Genomic DNA, 14,961 nt, shown 5'->3' with positions numbered 1-14,961 from the left:
AGAATATAGTGGTGCTTTGGTAAGTTGGCAGGTGCATACAGTGTTTGAAAAATGACTAAAAGAACCTATTTAAAGGGGCTGTTACAACAATCCCTTAAATCATATGGTGTACTTGTTACAGGGTTTTGACTATGAAACCCACATGAAAAATTTTTTATAAAAATTTTTTATTAATTAAACCCAATATTTTTTAAAAATTTCTCTACAAACTCTATACGTTGCTCGGCTGTTTTAGTAGTTTTTGTTATCAATAAATCTTGATCTTTGCTTAATTGAAAATCCATCGGACTAGATTGAATAACTTTTATTAGTTTCTGAAGCTCAAACTTAGTAGAGTCAGAAAATACTACTTTACCAGAACTAGCAAACATTTTGATTTGAGCTATCCCTAAATCAATAGCGTCTAATTTAAAATGAGCAACTTTAAGCAAATATAAAACCTCTAGAGGTAACTTACCAAAACGGTCTATCAACTCTATCTTTATATTTACTAATTGTTTATGATCAGCTTTAGATATACGTTTGTATATGTTTAAACGAGTATTAACATCATTTACATAATAGTCAGGTATCAAAAGTGGGATATTTAACTCAATATCACAAGTGGTTGAATTTACTATCTCATGTATATCAAGTTTTTTACCTGCTTTTAAATTATTTATAGTTTTATCAAGTAACTCCATATACAGATTTAGGCCAATACCATCAATATTACCACTTTGCTCTTTACCAAGAATTTCACCAGCTCCACGAATTTCTAAATCATGATTTGCAAGTGTGAAACCTCCGCCTAATGATTCTGTGGTACTAATAGCCTCTAATCTTTTGGTAGCATCTTTGGTAATAGCTAACTCACTTGGAATAAGTAAATAAGCATATGCTTGATGATGAGAACGCCCCACTCTTCCACGTAGTTGATGTAGCTGAGCAAGACCTAAATTATTTGCGTTTTCGATAATAAGAGTATTTGCGTTTGGAATATCAATTCCTGTTTCAATAATAGTCGTACACAATAAAATATGGTATCTATTGTGTTTAAAATCAAACATAACCTTTTGGATTTCTTTTTCACTCATTTGACCGTGTGCAATAGCTATTTTCAAGCGTGGGAAAATCTCTTGTAAAAACTCCTTTTTCTTTTGAATAGTTTCTACTTTATTATATAAATAAAATACTTGACCACCCCGAATAGTTTCACGAGTTACAGCCTCACGAATTATAGCGGTGTCATATTCTTTAACAAATGTTTTTACCGACAAACGCTTAGCTGGAGGTGAGGCAATAATAGACAAATCACGCAAAGCTGAAAACGCCATACTCAGACTACGCGGAATAGGAGTAGCAGACATTGTTAAAATATCTATCTCTGCCTTTAGTGATTTAAGCTTCTCCTTCTGAGATACACCAAAACGGTGTTCCTCATCAATTATTAATAAACCTAGATTGTTAAAATCTATTTTTGAAGAGATCAGCTTATGTGTACCTATAACGATATCAACTTTGCCACTTTTAAGATCTTCAAAAAGCTTCTCTTGTGCTTTTGAAGTTTTAGACCGAGTAATCACTTCTATATTTACAGCTGTTTTGGCAAATCTATCTTTAAAACTGTTATAGTGTTGTTGAGCTAAAATAGTTGTAGGAACTAATATGGCTACTTGTTTTTGATTTTGTACTGCTAAAAATGCTGCCCGCATGGCAATTTCTGTTTTACCAAAACCTACATCACCACAAATTAGCCTATCCATGGGTTTACTAGAAATCATATCTTTAAAAACATCACTAATAGCTTTTAGCTGATCAGGAGTTTCTTCAAAAGGAAAATCTGCACAAAATTTTAAGTACTCTTTTTCATCTAATGAATTACTAAAACCCTGTCGCATCTCTCTCTTTGCATAAATCTCTAGCAAGTCCGCTGCTACATCGATAATTTTTTTAATAGTTTTTTCTTTCTGCTTTTTCCATTTATCTGATCCAAGCCTACTAAGAGCTATACTTTCAGTCACAGAAGAATTATAAATACTTATTAAGTTTAGTGATGTAATAGGGACGTAAATTTTGGCATCAGCGGCGTACCTTAATAAAATAAACTCATCTTTTTTGCCATTTAACTCAACGATTTCTAATCCTTCATACCTACCAATTCCATGGTCTATATGTACCACATGCATCCCAGGTTTTAGATCTGTAAGGTCTTTAAGATCTGTCGTGTCATACTCATTTTGTTGGAAGTTTTTTGATACAGTTTTTGTATGTTCGGGAAATAAATCTGCCTCTGTAATTAATACTAGCTGATCATCTAATATTATGCCTTCTTGAAAAGGTGAAACTATAAGAAAATATTGAGCTTGAGATGCTAAAGCTTGCTCAAAACTATCACAAACTTGTATATCTAAATCTATTTTAGTCAAATGCTCTAAAAGTATCTCTGCACGGCCATTTGAATCTGTTGAAAAAATCACTTTCTCAAAATTATTTTTTGAAAGTAGATCTAATAAATGCTTAAAAGGATTAGAAAGCTTATAGTTTGCCGAAATTCCAGCTAGTGTTTTTAAGTTTATTTTCTTTGATTTTGATATCGGTTCTGATAACCACTTTATAGTTTTATATTTTTCTATGAAATTAATAAATTCATTTTGTGAATAAAAAAGCTCTTCGTAATGTAATACTGGGCGGCTTACATCAGCTTTTAACTCATTATACCTAAGTTTAACCTCACTTAAAAAAGCTTCTATACTATTAGAAACATTGCCATACAGATGTAGATTTGTAGTTTTAGGTAAATAATCAAACAAACTGAATAACTTTTTATAAAATAATGGTAAATAAAACTCTACCCCACTAAAGTATTCTTGATTTTGTATAAAACCTGCTATATCTGAATTAAGTGCAGTTTTTGGACAAAGATGTGCTAACTGATCAAAGGCTAGGTTTGTTGTATTATCAGTATAAACAAATTCATGTGATGGCATTATATCAATATGGTTCACATCTTTTTTTGAGCGTTGCGAGTCAATATCTAGCTCTTTAATACTATCAACTTCATTGTCAAATAAGTCTATTCTATAAGCTACTTTTGAACCTATTGGATAAATGTCGATAATACTACCACGGATACTAAATTCGCCTTTAGCGAAAACATTATTAACTAGTGTATATCCAGCCTCGATAAATTGAGATTTACGTTTTGTAGTATCAAAAATATCTCCTGCTTTTAAAATAAAACTATGTTCTTGTATAAAATCTATTGGAGCTAGCTTTCTAAGGGCATTCTCAACGCTTGTGACTAAAACTATATTTTTTGAGCTCTCATTTGCTAGCTTATAAAGGATTTTTTGACGTTGTGATATGATATCAACCGAAGCAGAAAATCTATCATAAGCTAAAATCTCTAAGCTTGGGAAAAACAAAACTTCTATATTAGAAGTTTTAGATAAGTATTTTAACTCTTTATAAAACCTATACGCCTGCTGTGGTTCTTCTGTAATTATAAGATTAAAATTATCATTTCGTTTAATATATTCTTTGAGTAAAATACTAAACGATGCGCCATAAACATTGGAAATTACATTATCTTTCGGAGTTACATAATTAAAAAGCATTTATAAGAATTTACGAAATCAAAAGTTATAGCAGATAATAATATAAATTATTCTTTATCGCCAGCTGCAATCCCGAAAATTTGTAATAGAGTAACGAAAATATTGAATAAAGAAACATATATATTAACTGTTGCTAAAACGTAATTATTCTCTTCACCTCTAACTATAGAGTTAGTTTGCCACAAGATAAAACCACCTGAAATAAATGCAAAAACTAGCGAAATCACAAACGCTAAAGCAGGTAACTGTAAGAAAATATTGATAACTAAAGCAACCAAAGCAACTATAGCACCAACTGCACAGAATGAGCCTACTCTATTAAAATTTCTAGAAGGGTTCATCGCTAAAGCAGATAGACCTAAAAATATTAGGCCAGTAGTACCAAATGCCATCATTATTAATTCAGCACCATTTTTAAACATAGTGATATACGCGTTTAATATAGGGCCTAATGAATACCCTAATAATCCCGTTAGAGCAAAGGTTAACACTATTCCCATAGGTGAATTTTTAGTAGCATTTATACCAAATAATAATCCTATGTATACCACTATCATAATTATAGGGTTCATAAAACCAGCATTAGTTTGCATAGCTATAAATGCAGTCAAAGCACTAAATAATAAAGTCATAGATAGTAGTAAATAAGTATTCCTTAGTACTTTATTTGCTCTTAAAGCTGACTCTTGTGTTAATGAGTCAATAACTCTAGTATTATTAAAATCGTTCATTTCTTCTCCTTAGAAGTTTCCTGAAATTATACATTGGTTATTATAACATAAGTGTTATATACTTTGTTCTAAAATGTGAATTCATAACTATTTTTCAAGTATTTTCTAGATATTAATAGAAATATCATATAAGAAAGATACAAACACCAATGATGAATATATTAAGTATAATAATGTCGTCGTTATAGTTTCGTTTTTACCACCTGCTAATATCTTTCCTAAAGAAAAATAAATAGGAATTATAAATATATTAAGAATAATAGACAATATTATAGATATGATAAACATCGTATTGCTCACTAGATTATTGTCAATAAACACTGCTAATGCTAATATAAAAACTTTTGTTACTTCTAAGTAAAGCATCACTTTTATCAATTTAGAGTTTATTATTGACTCTATTTTTAAGCTTATAATCTTAAACTGCCAAGCAATATAAACAGCTATACAAAGACCATAATTAAACATAAGGAATATAACTGTACTAATTACTGAATTAATATATTTTGGATCTATACTATTATTGTCATACTTAAGAAAAGTAAGATAAATCATTTTATTTAAAACTATAAGTACTAAACTAAAATACACATATTTAAGAAGCTCTAAGCCAGTTTCTTTATTATTAGTCACAGTCAGCACATGTAAATAGACTAAAGAAACAGGTAGCACGATAAGATTAAGGCTGCTAAAGATTTTTAGATTAAGAAGTAAGTAAAACAATATTACTGAAAAAACAAAAAATATAATAAAAACACCATAAAAACTTATATCTACTCTTTCTGTTTGACTAGTTAAAGAAGTGTTAAGTTTATAACTATTTTTAAGAAAAAAATTAGCAAGAATATAATAGTAAAAAGATAGAATAATTTAAATGAATATGCATCTTTAAGAACAATAAAACAAATAAAAACACCTATAGCTATTCCCAACAAAGCACTCGAGTATACTCCAATAAAGCCATATAAGCGACGGGAATCAGTTTTTAGGTAAAAAGAGCTTAAATTAAAAAGTAAATTAACTATAACGATAGAAACTCCTGTCCATAAAGCTGCTAAGCTAAAAAGATAGGTATTTTTTATAAAAGATAAAATAATAGCAATGATTACAAATTGTAAGCCATGAATTATCGATTTCGTTGAACCAAAAAAATAGTTACTTATACACCCAAAAACACCGGCAAAAAACATTACAGAAATATGGTCATTTCTGTTATAAAAGAAGTTGATATCGCCATAAAGAGTTAAAAGTGTTACAAAAGGAGCTATACACAAGCATAGACAAAAAATCATTATTGCAATGATATGTAAACCCACTGGTTGCTTAAAATCAACATTGGTTTTTGGAACACTTCTACCTATAATTTTTTTCATTACTTACTCTTTATTTTCTACTTAAGCTTCATTTTTTTAGTAATAACTGATTTAATTTATCTAGATAAACTTTGTCCTCTGGAAGAGCATTGTATTTTTGTGATTTCCACATCTCTTCAGCTAGATAGTCTATCATAATATGCTGGACTTTATGTTCATCAAAATTGTACTTAGCTAGTAGCTTTGTATATATACTTGCTATGCCTGCTGGGCGATTAGTCTGAATTTGCTCAATAATAGCAAGATGTAGACCAATGTGTAAAAAAGGATTTATTTGCCCCATTTCAGGAGAATAATCTTTATCGATATTATCCATATTTATTTGGTTATGGTATTCTGGGTGTAGCTCTATAATCCTAGATATTTGCTCTTCTATAGCAGTTAAAGGTTCTCTAGCTTGAAACTTTTGCCAACTATCTATAAAAAGTTTACGCAATTGATTTCTATCTTGGGAAAAAATCATACAAATTTTTCCTTATCTTTAAATTCACAATATTGGTAAATTATACAATTTCTACATTTGGGCTTTTGAGCTGTACAAATATATCTACCATGTAAAATTATCCAATGATGAGCATCTTTTAAGTACTCTTTTGGAATTACCCTTAAAAGCTTTTTTTCGACCTCATTAACGTTTTTTCCCTTCGCTAAAGGAATACGATTAGCAAGTCTAAATATATGAGTATCCACAGCCATAGTTGGTTTACCAAAAGCTGTATTAAGTACTACATTAGCAGTCTTTCTGCCAACTCCTGCTAAAGAAATTAAATCATCAAAATTATCAGGTATTTCGCTATTAAACTTTTCTATTAAATCTTTACACGTCGCTATGACATTTTTTGCTTTTGTTTTGTATAGCCCGATTGATTTTATATACTCAGCTAGTTTTTGTTCACCTAAAGCATATATTTGCTTAGGGGTATTAGCGACTTTGTATAAAACAGCTGTAGCTTTATTTACACTTACATCAGTTGCTTGTGCTGATAATATTACAGCTATTAATAATTCAAAATTAGAAGTATATTTTAGCTCTGTAGTTGGATTAGGGTCATTGTGTTTCCAAATTTCAAAAATCTTTATGCGTTTTTCTTTATTCATCAGAAGTGGAGACTTTTTTCTTATTTCTAAACTTTGCCAAAGATGCTGCTATATATGCTTTTTTATCTATTTCTTGTGCTGTCGCTATATTTTTATAAACTTCACGTTGTTTAACTTTTGTTTGTTTAACTCGTTGCTTGTGAAACTCATACCTTTCACGATAATGATTTTTTTGTTGTATATATTCTTTTTCAGGTAGGTTCTGTGGTTGTTTACTCTCTATAAGATCAATCAAAGAAATACAATCCATAGGACAAGGTTCTATACAAAGTTCACACCCTGTGCACTCTGATTCAACGATTGTATGCATAAGCTTTTTGGCACCAACTATAGCATCTACCGGACATGCCAATATACACTTTGTACAACCAATGCACATACTTTCGTCTATCTTTGCTATAGCACGAGGCTTTACTCTTCCTAAACTTTCATCTAAAGGAATTTCTGGTTTACCTAAAAGCTGTGATAGTTCTTTTAAAGTTTTTTCTCCGCCTGTTATACATTTATTATGTTTTTCGCCATTTGTAATGGCCTTAGCATAACTATAGCAGTCTTGGTAAGTACATTTTTGACATTGAGTTTGAGGTAAAATTTTATCTATGCTTTCAATTGATACTATCATATTTAGTACAACTCTATATTTGTTTTATTTTCCATAGACTGGATATATTTCTTGATATTACTAGGAATTTCTAGCAAATCTTTTGCCATAGTCAAAATATAAAATATCGGAAAAATATTTATATCATCCCATGAAAATTTATCACCATTTATAAATGGGGTATTTATGTATGGGTCTATTTCTAAAAGAATCCTATTTATTTCATTGATAGAATCTTTAGGGGGATTTCTTAGAAAAATATCCATATCACCAATATACTGTGATTTTTTATTTATAAAATACTCTTTTGCGCTTTGAGTGGGGAAATCACACTCATTTTTAGGGTGATAAGGTATCCTAGGGTACACAACTCTACGATAATGCGGTGCTAACTCTGCTATTAAACCTTTTACAATAGGACTTATACTTGAGTTGGCTATTTCAAAAGATTGAATTTCTGCGATGTATTTGCATATCTCATCACTTTCTTTTAAACAAGTACCTTCTTTTTTTTCTAAAAAAGGTACTTGTTTAGACCCTATTCTATCTATATGAGCTTTCTCATCATCATTTGCTAAAAACTCTAACTGATAGGCTAGCCCACTTAGGTCAGCAACTAGCCTAACTTTGATACAATAAGGGCAATGATTGTATACATAGATTTTCGTATTTCCACTCTTATTCATAAATTAATAATATAAGCTATATATTTACTTCTTAGGAGCATTATAGCATAAATTACTTTGTCGTATCATGGCTTGACACAGAATCTATCATTCACCTACTTTAAGACCATAGATCTCTAATAACACTTAGATGCTTTTTTGAAAGCTATAAAATTAACGTTCTAAAGAGTTACTAAAATTACCTTGTTTATTAAAAGCAGCTGCGAAAATAACTACAAGAGCCAAAAACATAACCCCTTTACCATACGCCATCATAGAATCAAATAATGAATTAATAAAAAATGTTACAATTAGTAATATAGAAATGTTAAATGATAGTTTAATTTCAGTATTTTCTCCCCTTTGAAGGAGAAAAAATGCAAAAGTACTTACCCAAAAAATACACCAAAAAATAGCACCAACCACTCCCATTTTTCCTAAACTATTAAAAAAATCGCTATGAAAGTGCTGAAACTCCACCGCAAGAAGTGATGCTTGGTTTTTTTCCATAAGGTCTTCTTTTATTGTATGTGCTTGCTCTATATTACACCCAATAAAAGGATGCTGTTTAGCACATATAAGTGATGCCCTATATAATTGAAGCCTTATTCCTGTAGAAGTTGAAAGAACTTGGTTGTTTTCTGAAATTTCAATACTATGAAACATCTCTGAAAATCTTTCCACATAAGAAGAATTCTTAAACCCTGTAAACAAAACCCCCACTATAAATACACTACAAGTTACAAATAAAATAATTTTCTTCCAATTTAAAAGAAAAAAAGGTATACAAAAAATCGCAATTAAAAGGCATATAATAGCACCTTTACTTGCCATATATAAACATGCTACAGACATTACAACAAAAACGAAAAACATTAAAGTTGATAATAAGTATTCTTTGTTTTCTAAAAACAAAATCATGAAGTAAAAACAACAGGCCGCCTCTGTTGAAGAGAAAAGACCTGAGTAAATAGTATTATAATATGTTGGATCAAATCTTACTGCACCAGAATGAACCGCTATTAAAACTTCAATTAATGTAATTATAGCTCCTATCAAAATGCAAATTAGAAAAAGACTCTTTTGCAAAGTAATATAATTCAACGACATAATTAGAATAAATGGAATAAAAAAAACTAAAGGTATAGCCATTAATCGACCATCTAAATGAATAAGTGCCATAACCAAACTATATATTGGTAAAAGCAATAGTAAAAAGATAAACCGTCTATTTTCTTTAAAAAGCTTATTACACTCTTTTATGTTCTTTATATAGAAAAAAATATTTAGTAATATCAAGCTTACAGCAAGAATTTCTATAGTTCTTAAAGGCGTTAATAAAAAAATTAAACCAAAAGCTAATAAATAATTAGTACACCTTGAATAAGCTTTTACATTCATGATATATCTGGTATAAATTTAGACCGAATTAAAAGCTATTATACTTAAATATCTATTGTATGTATAACCCTTTTACTAAAAAAGAGTGATCTATCTCTGTATACAATAATTTTTATAATTTAAGCTCAAATATGGGACAATTCTAAGTCCCACAATAAGTAGCTTTTACAATTTGGTCTTCTGTGGGCTCTAACATATAGCTTTGATATTTTTTATCAAATTTGTATGGGTGTTTTAGAGCCTTGTTTAAATTATAAAAATCTCCTAAATCACCACTTTCTGCTGATTTAATAGCTTTTTCAACTTGGTGGTTACGAGGTATAACAAATGGATTAACTTGTCTCATATCAAAAGTATCAACTTTTGGAGCCTTAGAAACCCATTTATCTAACCAGTTAGCTAAACCTTGCTTTCTTAAAGCTTCAAAGTGTTGATAAGATAAATTATAAAATGTATTCGTATAGTCAAGGTTATTCTTATACATTTCTATCAACAGCTCTGAAATTAAACTTTCATCTTCGTTTTGGTAACTAGCCAGACCAAGCTTTGATAAAAACATCTTTTGCCACTTAGTTTTATAAATTTCAGAGTATTTAGTAAGCGCTTCTTCAGCTAGGCTTATAGCTTCTTTTTCATCTTCAGATATCAAACTCAATAAGCTTTCTGCAAGTCTTGCAATGTTCCAGCCACCAATAGGAGCTTGATTTGCAAATGCATAACGCCCATTTCTATCAATAGAACTAAAAACAGTTTCCGGATCATATTTATCCATAAATGCACATGGCCCATAGTCTATAGTTTCACCTGAAATAGTCATATTATCAGTATTCATAACACCATGAATAAACCCTACCCTCTCCCATTGGGTAATTAAGCTAGTTTGCTTATCCATTACATAATTTAACAAGCCTAAAGCCTTATTTTCACCATAAGGAATATTATGCCTTTTTATAGTATAATCTAACAAACTTTGGCTATAATTCTTACCCAGCATTGCTGCGTATTGAAATGTTCCAACCCTTATATGACTACTAGCTACTCTTATAGCTATAGCACCTTGTTCAACTGATTGTCTTTGAACATTTTCACCTGTGGTTATTACCGCTAATATTCTGCTGGTTGGTATATTCAAATTATGCATAGCCTCACTGACTATATATTCTCTAAGCATTGGTCCTAAGATTGCTTTTCCATCGCCTCCCCGTGAAAATTTAGTAAGACCAGCCCCTTTTAGATGAATGTCTACTACTGTACCATCTGACTTTTTATATTCCCCAGTAAGTATTGCTCGACCATCGCCAAGCATTGTAAAATGCCCAAACTGGTGCCCAGCATATGCTTGGGCTATTGGGTTTTCACTTTGGTGACCTAGCAGAAAATCTAAAAGCTCTGGTTCATCTAGTTGCTCTAACTTTAAATCAAGCTCTTTTGCTAATACGTTATTAAAAGCTAATAGCTTTGCTTTTGGATATTTATAAACTGATTGTTTAGAATAAAATTCTGCTGGTAAGCTCAAATAACTATATTCTAATGGAATTAACATCGATTGTATAATGTTTACTAATTTAGTAACATTTTAACAAAAGATAGCCAATAACATAGCTTTTAGCTAAAATAATAAGAAAATATATTTTGGAAGCTTATTGGATGGAATATCTTAGATTAGCTATAGTTGATTCAGAAAATTACAATAACTTCGCTGGGGTAGCAGAAAGCAATTTTGATAGAGTGATAGTTTTCACCAATAGCCAAGAACTTGAATCTAATTTTAAAAAAACTCAAATATACAACAATTTTGAGCTAGTATCTATCATTTATGGTGAAGGAAATAAGGATAATATGGATGGCTACATTTGTGCTAAAGTTGGAGAATATGTAGAGAGATACCGTAACTATCGTACTTATCTTAGTATTACTATATTTAGCAATGATAAAATATTTAAAGGTATTGCCGCTTACTACACTCGTAAAGGGTTTAACATTGCAACGGCTGCACCAAATGGTTGCATTACAGGCACTAGTAACACAGACCCAAAAGTTAGAATAAAAAATTTCCTAATGTGCTCAGAAGAAGTAAAAAACCAAAACTTTAAAAAAGGTTTTAGTGAAACAGCTAAAGATGCATTTTATCGGTTAATTAATAAAAAACTAGATAAAGATATTCCTAAAGAAATTACTGATACTTTCATTGATAAAAAAGCTGTATTTTTCTCTAATCATACACGTAAAATTACTATTGATGAAACAAAGTTATAATGGTTACTGGATAAAATTAAAGAGAGTAAATTTATGCAAAGAGTTAACACTCCTTTTTTTAACCAAAGTGCGCTTTCTTTAGCTCATGCTTTATTGGGGAAAATCATTTGTAGATACTATAATGATCACTGGCTTTATGCACAAATTATTGAAACTGAAGCATATGAGTTAACAGATAAAGGAAGTCATGCCTCTTTAGGTTTTACACTTAAACGTAAAGCCTTATTTATGCCAGCTGGAACAATCTATATGTATTACTCTCGTGGTAAAGATTCTTTAAATATTTCAGCTTGTGGAGAGGGTTGTGCTGTTTTGATCAAATCAGCTATTCCCTATAGAGAACTTTCTGGTAATCAAATGCTTGACATCATGCACCAACTTAATCCACTACCAAATGGAGAGAAACGTTCAATTCATAGATTAATGTCAGGACAAACTCTACTTTGTCGTGCCTTAAATTTAAAAGTTTCTGACTGGGATCAACAACAATTTTCACAACAGTTTTTTATAGCCGATACTGGTTACAAACCCCAAGAAATTATTCAAACGACACGTCTAGGTATTCCAAAGGGGCGTGATGAGCATTTACCGTACCGTTTTATCGATGCTAACCATGCAAAATCATGTACAAAAAATCCGCTAACAAGTCGTATTCCTATTGACTATAAAATTTTGAAATTTGAATAACGTTTAGCTTCACATCTTTATAGATATACACTTCTTATAATGCTAAAATACGGTCATATTTATTTTACACAGTTTTGAATAAAAGTTATGGAATACAGAAAATATATTTGCATTGTTTGTGGTTTTATCTACGATGAAGCTGAAGGTTGGCCAGAAGATGGTATTAAGCCAGGTACCAGATGGGAAGATATACCAGAAGACTGGGAATGTCCTGATTGTGGTGTAACAAAAGAAGAGTTTGAGCTTTTAGAAGAGTAAATCTATTACTAATGTCATCTCTTTTTCAAAAAATTATTTTTGATAATAAACGTTTTATCATTATGAGAGATGATTTAAACCATCCTGTTTTTTCAGGAAATAAAGCTAGAAAGTTAGCTTATATCTTAAAAAATCCAGAAAAATACTCGCATGTCAAATCTATAGTTTCATTTGGTGGTAATCAGTCTAATTTTATGCTTGCATTATCACAATTAGCTAAGCTCAATAATTGGCAGTTTCATTACTGGGTTAAACCTCTACCAAAGTTTCTAAAACAACACCAAAATGGTAACCTCAAGCTAGCTTTAAATAATGGTATGCAACTTTTTGAAACCAAACATCCTTTAAATCTAGAAAGCATAAAATTAGAATATACAAACTACTCAAAAGATATTTATTTTTTTGATCAAGGTGGTAGGAACCCGAATGCTGAAATAGGTATAGCAGAATGTGCTAACGAAATAGTAAAATATTGTAAAGAAAATAATTTTCAAGATTATAGTGTAATAGTAGCATCAGGCACAGGTACAACGGCCTTGTATTTGGAAAAATACTTACCTAATAAAGTTTATACTGTAGCTTGTGTTGGTGATGAAGATTATTTAAAAAAACAATTTTTTATAGTTGACCCCAAACAAACTCCACCTACGATCCTTGTAAAAAGCTTCAAATCTACGTTTGGTCAACTAGATGTAGATAACTATAAACTATATAAAAAGCTGCTAAAGCAAACCAACATCGAATTTGATCTATTATATGACCCTATCACATGGAAAGTATTATTAAAAAACTACGATCAATTGCCAAAACCTATAATATATATTCATTGTGGTGGCACATCTGGTAACATTACCATGTTAAATAGATATAGTAGACTAGTAGCTAATTAGTATTTAGCTTTTTAAGCCTATCCCTAAAATGGCTATTAAAAAAACTCTACTATATGTTATTATCCTTAACATTAATTACCAATGTTTAAACTTATCAGTATGAAATTTTATTTTAAAAAAATCATAGCTATAACAATACTACCTTTAGCTTTAATTTCTCAATCAATAGCATGTACTGCTGTTACTCTTGTTGATGCAAAGCAGCATGTAGTCTCAGGACGAACTATGGAGTGGGGTTTAGACTGGGACTGGAGAGTTATTTATATACCTAAAAATACTGAACAATCCCTAACAGCTCCAGCTGATTTAGCATTACCCATACAAACTTATAAATCTAAATACTCCATTTTAGGTACTGGCATTAAAAATGATCGTCAAACCATACTTATAGATGGTCAAAATGATCAAGGTCTTAGCGTTAGCGCTAACTATTTACCAAATTTTACTCAGTATCAAAAAGTTAGCAAAAATGATAATAAATATGTGTCTATTATCGAATTTACTACTTTTATCCTAAGTGAATTTGCAAATATTAATCAAGTAAGACAAGCTTTAAAAGAATATAAAGTATGGTCAGATAGCACAACTATGGTTGATGGTATATCTCCAGAATTACATTTTCTTATCACAGACAAGCAAGGTGGTGGTCTAGTTGTAGAATATGTAAATGGAGATGTAAAGCTTTATGATGTAAATTCTAACATCAAAGTAATGACAAATGCTCCTACTTACGATTGGCATCTTACTAACCTAAAAAATTATTTAAACTTGAGTAATAAAACTATAACTAAAATAAAAATTAAAGATTTTATCGAAAATAGTAAAGATAAACAAGAAACTGCCCAAGAAGTAAATGGGCTAGGTGAAGGAAATGGATTTTTAGGATTACCTGGAGACTATTCGCCACCATCTAGATTTGTTAAGATTGCTATACTAGCGTACTATTCTAACAATGAAAGCACCTTTCAAGAAAGCTTAGTAACAAAAATTATCCATATATTACACAACGTTGATATTGCAGAAGGCACTGTCATAGTGAAAATTAATGATCAAACAATGTATAATCATACTGCTTATACTGTCATTAAAGATTTAGATGAAAATATACTTTATTTGTCATCATATTCAAACCCAGCTAGTTCAGTAGTGATAGATCTAAATAAGCTAGATAAAAATAATACGAAAGCATTTGATACTATAATTAAGGATATTAAAATTCCAAACACTGATATTACAAACAATTTTCTACAATCTAATATCTTAAAAGACTATTAACTTAATATCATAATAAATCTGTGTTTAAGGCAGAAAACACCTCTACAAATTGATTAAACTGTTTCACATAATTTTCCATAGTATGTTATCATCGTAGCGTAGTAGTACATAGTGCAATTTTAAACTT

The 14,961-nt window shown here is 30.3% G+C and carries 13 protein-coding genes and 1 pseudogene; 5 read left to right on the top strand and 9 right to left on the bottom strand.

Going from position 1 to position 14,961, the window contains the following annotated elements; all coding sequences use genetic code 11:
• Positions 1 to 170: 170 nt before the first annotated feature.
• From mfd to E4K63_RS03740, 9 genes and pseudogenes are all read right to left on the bottom strand, one after another.
• Positions 171 to 3,599, bottom strand: coding sequence for a transcription-repair coupling factor (mfd, locus tag E4K63_RS03780; protein WP_133940724.1), 3,429 nt, complete (start codon positions 3,597 to 3,599; stop codon positions 171 to 173).
• Positions 3,600 to 3,646: 47 nt separating this feature from the next.
• The gene (locus E4K63_RS03775; RefSeq protein WP_133940722.1) at positions 3,647 to 4,330 is read right to left on the bottom strand and encodes a Bax inhibitor-1/YccA family protein; all 684 of its coding nucleotides are present in this window, start codon (positions 4,328 to 4,330) and stop codon (positions 3,647 to 3,649) included.
• 105 nt (positions 4,331 to 4,435) lie between these two features.
• Positions 4,436 to 5,703: pseudogene (locus tag E4K63_RS08335) on the bottom strand (hypothetical protein).
• Positions 5,704 to 5,731: 28 nt separating this feature from the next.
• Positions 5,732 to 6,166 carry a DUF1841 family protein gene (locus tag E4K63_RS03765; RefSeq protein WP_133940718.1) on the bottom strand — a complete coding sequence of 145 codons (435 nt, stop codon included), beginning with the start codon at positions 6,164 to 6,166 and terminating at the stop codon, positions 5,732 to 5,734.
• Positions 6,163 to 6,801 (bottom strand): endonuclease III, encoded by a 639-nt coding sequence (gene nth / locus E4K63_RS03760; RefSeq protein ID WP_133940716.1) that lies wholly within the window; start codon positions 6,799 to 6,801, stop codon positions 6,163 to 6,165. The genes E4K63_RS03765 and nth overlap by 4 nt, the downstream gene beginning before the upstream one ends.
• Positions 6,794 to 7,423 (bottom strand): RnfABCDGE type electron transport complex subunit B, encoded by a 630-nt coding sequence (locus E4K63_RS03755; protein WP_133940714.1) that lies wholly within the window; start codon positions 7,421 to 7,423, stop codon positions 6,794 to 6,796. Before E4K63_RS03755 ends, nth begins: the two co-directional genes overlap by 8 nt.
• A 2-nt stretch (positions 7,424 to 7,425) precedes the next feature.
• A complete protein-coding gene (gene grxB / locus E4K63_RS03750) occupies positions 7,426 to 8,088 on the bottom strand; it encodes a glutaredoxin 2 (RefSeq protein WP_133940712.1) in 663 nt (220 codons plus the stop codon).
• 153 nt (positions 8,089 to 8,241) lie between these two features.
• Positions 8,242 to 9,468 carry an O-antigen ligase family protein gene (locus E4K63_RS03745; RefSeq protein WP_133940710.1) on the bottom strand — a complete coding sequence of 409 codons (1,227 nt, stop codon included), beginning with the start codon at positions 9,466 to 9,468 and terminating at the stop codon, positions 8,242 to 8,244.
• 142 nt (positions 9,469 to 9,610) lie between these two features.
• Positions 9,611 to 11,011: a protein adenylyltransferase SelO gene (locus E4K63_RS03740; protein WP_133940708.1), complete on the bottom strand. Its 1,401-nt coding sequence runs from the start codon at positions 11,009 to 11,011 to the stop codon at positions 9,611 to 9,613.
• A gap of 104 nt (positions 11,012 to 11,115) precedes the next feature.
• Here E4K63_RS03740 and E4K63_RS03735 point away from each other — a divergent pair, with 104 nt between their 5' ends.
• From E4K63_RS03735 to E4K63_RS03715, 5 genes are all read left to right on the top strand, one after another.
• Complete coding sequence (locus tag E4K63_RS03735) at positions 11,116 to 11,724, top strand: PIN domain-containing protein (RefSeq protein ID WP_133940706.1); 609 nt, start codon at positions 11,116 to 11,118, stop codon at positions 11,722 to 11,724.
• Positions 11,725 to 11,757: 33 nt separating this feature from the next.
• Positions 11,758 to 12,411, top strand: coding sequence for a DNA-3-methyladenine glycosylase (locus tag E4K63_RS03730; RefSeq protein ID WP_133940704.1), 654 nt, complete (start codon positions 11,758 to 11,760; stop codon positions 12,409 to 12,411).
• 87 nt (positions 12,412 to 12,498) lie between these two features.
• Positions 12,499 to 12,669, top strand: a complete 171-nt coding sequence (locus E4K63_RS03725) for a rubredoxin (protein WP_133940702.1) — start codon at positions 12,499 to 12,501, stop codon at positions 12,667 to 12,669.
• Positions 12,670 to 12,680: 11 nt separating this feature from the next.
• Positions 12,681 to 13,559, top strand: coding sequence for a 1-aminocyclopropane-1-carboxylate deaminase (locus E4K63_RS03720; protein WP_133940700.1), 879 nt, complete (start codon positions 12,681 to 12,683; stop codon positions 13,557 to 13,559).
• Between the two features lie 99 nt (positions 13,560 to 13,658).
• Positions 13,659 to 14,834 (top strand): choloylglycine hydrolase family protein, encoded by a 1,176-nt coding sequence (locus tag E4K63_RS03715; RefSeq protein ID WP_133940699.1) that lies wholly within the window; start codon positions 13,659 to 13,661, stop codon positions 14,832 to 14,834.
• The last annotated feature ends 127 nt before the right edge of the window (positions 14,835 to 14,961 follow it).

Source organism: Allofrancisella inopinata (assembly GCF_012222965.1).
Lineage (GTDB): Bacteria > Pseudomonadota > Gammaproteobacteria > Francisellales > Francisellaceae > Francisella > Francisella inopinata.
The sequence above is the reverse complement of the archived record's forward strand: the minus strand, read 5'-3'. Positions and strand labels throughout refer to the sequence as shown.

Coding starts and splice junctions, on each gene's coding strand:
- mfd (WP_133940724.1), bottom strand. CDS start 3,599: ATGCTTTTTAATTATGTAACTCCGAAAGATAATGTAATTTCCAATGTT.
- E4K63_RS03775 (WP_133940722.1), bottom strand. CDS start 4,330: ATGAACGATTTTAATAATACTAGAGTTATTGACTCATTAACACAAGAG.
- E4K63_RS03765 (WP_133940718.1), bottom strand. CDS start 6,166: ATGATTTTTTCCCAAGATAGAAATCAATTGCGTAAACTTTTTATAGAT.
- nth (WP_133940716.1), bottom strand. CDS start 6,801: ATGAATAAAGAAAAACGCATAAAGATTTTTGAAATTTGGAAACACAAT.
- E4K63_RS03755 (WP_133940714.1), bottom strand. CDS start 7,423: ATGATAGTATCAATTGAAAGCATAGATAAAATTTTACCTCAAACTCAA.
- grxB (WP_133940712.1), bottom strand. CDS start 8,088: ATGAATAAGAGTGGAAATACGAAAATCTATGTATACAATCATTGCCCT.
- E4K63_RS03745 (WP_133940710.1), bottom strand. CDS start 9,468: ATGAATGTAAAAGCTTATTCAAGGTGTACTAATTATTTATTAGCTTTT.
- E4K63_RS03740 (WP_133940708.1), bottom strand. CDS start 11,011: ATGTTAATTCCATTAGAATATAGTTATTTGAGCTTACCAGCAGAATTT.
- E4K63_RS03735 (WP_133940706.1), top strand. CDS start 11,116: ATGGAATATCTTAGATTAGCTATAGTTGATTCAGAAAATTACAATAAC.
- E4K63_RS03730 (WP_133940704.1), top strand. CDS start 11,758: ATGCAAAGAGTTAACACTCCTTTTTTTAACCAAAGTGCGCTTTCTTTA.
- E4K63_RS03725 (WP_133940702.1), top strand. CDS start 12,499: ATGGAATACAGAAAATATATTTGCATTGTTTGTGGTTTTATCTACGAT.
- E4K63_RS03720 (WP_133940700.1), top strand. CDS start 12,681: ATGTCATCTCTTTTTCAAAAAATTATTTTTGATAATAAACGTTTTATC.
- E4K63_RS03715 (WP_133940699.1), top strand. CDS start 13,659: ATGAAATTTTATTTTAAAAAAATCATAGCTATAACAATACTACCTTTA.